The sequence below is a fragment of the uncultured Campylobacter sp. genome (assembly GCF_938030785.1).
GTDB lineage: Bacteria > Campylobacterota > Campylobacteria > Campylobacterales > Campylobacteraceae > Campylobacter_B.
This window is the reverse complement of the sequence record NZ_CALHIK010000157.1, coordinates 1-3,672: the sequence shown is the minus strand read 5'-3', so window position 1 is coordinate 3,672 and position 3,672 is coordinate 1. Positions and strand designations below refer to the sequence as shown.

The 3,672-nt window shown below is 52.1% G+C and carries 2 protein-coding genes; both read right to left on the bottom strand.

The features are described from left to right. Positions 1-828 precede the first annotated feature (828 nt). Positions 829-2,214 (bottom strand): DUF3137 domain-containing protein, encoded by a 1,386-nt coding sequence (locus tag Q0438_RS09275; protein WP_299190348.1) that lies wholly within the window; start codon positions 2,212-2,214, stop codon positions 829-831. A gap of 196 nt (positions 2,215-2,410) precedes the next feature. Continuing rightward, entirely contained in the window at positions 2,411-3,604 is a 1,194-nt protein-coding gene (locus Q0438_RS09270; RefSeq protein ID WP_299190346.1) for a MalY/PatB family protein, read from the bottom strand. Positions 3,605-3,672 lie beyond the last annotated feature (68 nt).

Genomic DNA, 3,672 nt, shown 5'->3' with positions numbered 1-3,672 from the left:
AAAAGGGCAACGACGAGCTTCGCAAATGGCTTGACGATCTAATCGTAAAGCTCGCAGACGAGAAATTTTTCCACGCCGACTACAACGCGACGCTAGCGCCGGTATACGGCGACGACATCAAGGCTGACGACGTCGTAATCGAGGGCGGGAAATTATAAATTTAGATTCGCCGTCTAATTTAGCAGGGCAATTATCAAGCCCTGCAACTTCGCAGCGACGAGCCGCCGTATCTTCACTGAACGGCGGCTGTAAACATCAAAAGTGGCGGCGAGCGCTTCTATACGCTAGCTAATTTATCGATCTAGCGGCAGAGTTTTGCTTCCACGCGGCGAATTTGCCGCTGAGTAAATTTAGCCGAGCCGAAACGCAATCTAGCGCCCGTCGTCGCGGTAAAATTTAACTCGCGAGCGGCGGCGTAAAATTTCAAGCGATAGTAAAATTCCAACGCAAACTGCTCGTGCGGTAAAAATTTTGCCGTGCGAGCGATGATAAATCGCAAGCGGCCGCGCATTAACCGAATTGGAAATTTATAAAAATTTTATAGACGACTTGCAAAATTTTATGCGGGCACTAACCGCACACGCACCCCATCTTTTGATTAGAGCTCAAAGCAGCTTGTAGGCCCCACGCGGGCTAAATTTCCGTACCAATTTAAGAGCCAAACGCACGATCCGCGCAACGCATCCATTTCTACGCTCAGCTACACAGCGCATCCGTGCCGCTGCCACGCTAAGCCTGCGATCTCGCACGCTTTGTCCTTGTCTATCTGTGCGCCGCCACAGCCGTATGCAATCGCCTCTGCCATATTCCACCGCGCCGCCGCCCACTTCATTCGCTCCAAATTTTACGGTTCAAATTTAGCTCACTCACGATACCCACAAGCGCGCCGATCTCATCTACGTAAAGCTCTATAGTAGCGTCCTGCTTTAGCGAGCAGTCGATTCTAGGCTCGAAATTATCGCGCCAGGTCTCGATCGCCACGTAAATTTTATCCTCCCTTAGCACCGCGTTTATCTGCGAGCCTAGCCTTAAATAAACCTCCGTCAGTCGCTGCATCAAAAGCGGCGTCAGCGCGTATCTAGCGCCCACTTGATCAGTCGTATAGACATCGAAAAATTCCTCAAATTTCACGTCGTCCATATTCGCTCGCTGCCCGTATTTGCGCAGATTTCGCGAGTTTTTGTGACATACCCGCACCTCGCAGTTAAGCCTTTTGTGAAAGTCCGCGACGAAAAGCACTCCTTGAAATTTTACATCGGTGCGAGTGCCGTTTTTGGTGCGCACCTTTTCGGCGGCGTAAAAGTCGCTAAACCTCACTGGCACGCCCTGCACCTCCCCGCTCATCATATCCTCGCTCGATTGCTCGTTTATGTAGCAGTCGTAAATTTCAAAAAACTCATCTGCCCCTAGCCCGCCGCTTTCGTCATAGCTAAGCCCGAAGCTTTTTGCGATGCTCGCGACGACCTTGCTTTTGAAATTTGATCTGAAATTCCGTCTTTTGCTCGCCGTTAAAAGAGCGTCCACGACGCCGTAAACGGAGATGCCGAAAAATACGCCGGACGCCACTTCGTCCCAAAAGCGCGCCACGAGCACGCCCACGCTGGTCCCTACGGCAGCGGCGATGATGTTGGCCTTTTTAACCGCTTTTTGCAGCGCCGCGCGCTCATCTTCTAGGCTCTGCAAATCCGCTAGAAAGTTAAATTTTGACTGGGTCTCGCCGTCTTTTTCACTCCCGCCCTCACCTTCGGTGGCTTTAGGCTCAAACCTCCCATAAATAGCGCTCGCGCGGCTACTACTGCTTTCGTAGCTACCGCCCTCGTCTACTTCAGCTTTTAATACCTGCCCCTCTTTCGCATCGGCGCTAAAAATTTGCCCATCTTGCGCTGCGCCCTGCCCTAGCGCGCCCCTGTCTTGCGCCGTGTCTAAGTCGCTAAATTTATCAAAATTTGCGCGCTGCGCGTCATCGTTTTTGTCAAAGCTTAAGCTGTAAAATAAGCGGTAGAGCAGTCCGTTTAAAACTGGAAAGATGATGAAAAGCGCGACTATGAGCCAGTTCGTATCAAATGAGACGGACTCCGCCCTGGTATTCAAAAACACGTAAAGCCCGAGCAGCAGCAGGGTTATCAAAAATGAGACGAGCTTGCTAATGCGCGCGAGCTTTTCGCGCCGTTTTTCAAGTAGGTAAAGCTCCTCTAAATCGCCGTTTCTATCCATAATCCGCCTTTTGTAACGCATTTAAGCGCCGATTTTTGCCGCGCAAATGTTTAAATTTAACCGCGCGCCACAGCCTGATCGTCGCTAAATTTAGCGCAAAGCTCGCGCCCTACTGCAAAATTTTAAAATTTGCTCCGCCGCTTTAAATTTGGCCGTTATAAATTTTAAATTTCGTCCTTGCCGCGCCGCAGCTTGCTTAATGCGGGCAAATCTTTAGCGCCTCTTTCAGCCGCCCTAGCCCGTCTTTTAGCAGCGCCCTAGAAGTCGCGATATTTAGGCGCAAAAATTTCTCGCCGCCCTTGCCGTATTGCGCACCGCAGGAGAGATACAGCCCCGTTTTTTCGCGGATGAAGCGCGCAAGCTCCGCGCTATCCTGCGTGTAAGCGCCCGCGTCAAGCCACATCAGATAAGTCGCGTCTTGCGGCACGACATGCACCTGCGGAAGCTCACGCGCGATAAATTCCGTCGCGAATTTACGATTTTCGCTGAGGTATTCGCGCAGCGCGTCCAGCCACGGCGCACCCTTCGTAAATGCGGCGATCGCTCCTTGGACACCGAAAAAATTCGGCTCGGCGATGTCGTCGGAATTTAGCGCCTTTGAAATTTTATGACGCAAGCGTTTATTCGCGGCAAAGACCGCCGCGCTTTGCAGCCCCGCGATGTTAAACGCCTTCGTAGGAGCGATTATGGAGGCTGAAATTTTCTCGCACGTCTCGCTCGCGGCAGCAAATGGCGTGTAACGCACGCCCGGCTCGGTCAGATCGCAATGCACCTCATCGCTAAGCACCGTCACGCCGTGCTTCTCACACAGCTCACCGATACGAGCAAGGTCATCCCTGCTAAAGGTGCGACCGACCGGATTATGCGGGTTACAAAGAATAAAAAGCGTCGTCTGCGGATCGGCAAGCTTGGTCTGTAGATCCTCCCAATCAATGCTGTAATCGCCGTTAGCATAGGCAAGCTCGTTTTCTATCGGCATGCGGGCGGCGTTTTTGATACAGTAGTAAAAGCAGTTGTAAACCGGGCTCATCAGCAGCACGTTTTCGGCGGGTGAAGTGAGCTTGCGGATGATCGAATCGATCGCAGGTAGCGTGCCGCCGGCATAGATCAGCCACTCCTTTTGGATTTTATAATCGTAACGCGCGAGCCACCAGCCTTGATACGCGCTGCGCCACTCATCATCCACAAGCGAATAGCCCAAAACCCGCTCGTTTAGCCGCTTTTGCAGAGCCTCGATGATCTCGGGCGCTACGGCAAAGTCCATATCGGCAACCCACATCGGAAGCTCATTCTCGCCCACGTCCCATTTAAGCGACTTCGTGCCGCGGCGGTTCGGCAGAGTGTCAAAGTCGTATTTCTCTTTACCGAAGGTAAAATCAAATAGTCCCATCTTGCGCCCTTAGCTCAGTGATGATCTCTATTTTAGACGCGTCGGTCGAGCCGTCTAGGATCAGCTCG

Bases quoted from the DNA above. Each gene is read 5' to 3' on its own strand.
- Q0438_RS09275 (WP_299190348.1), bottom strand. From the start codon at position 2,214: ATGGATAGAAACGGCGATTTAGAGGAGCTTTACCTACTTGAAAAACGG.
- Q0438_RS09270 (WP_299190346.1), bottom strand. From the start codon at position 3,604: ATGGGACTATTTGATTTTACCTTCGGTAAAGAGAAATACGACTTTGAC.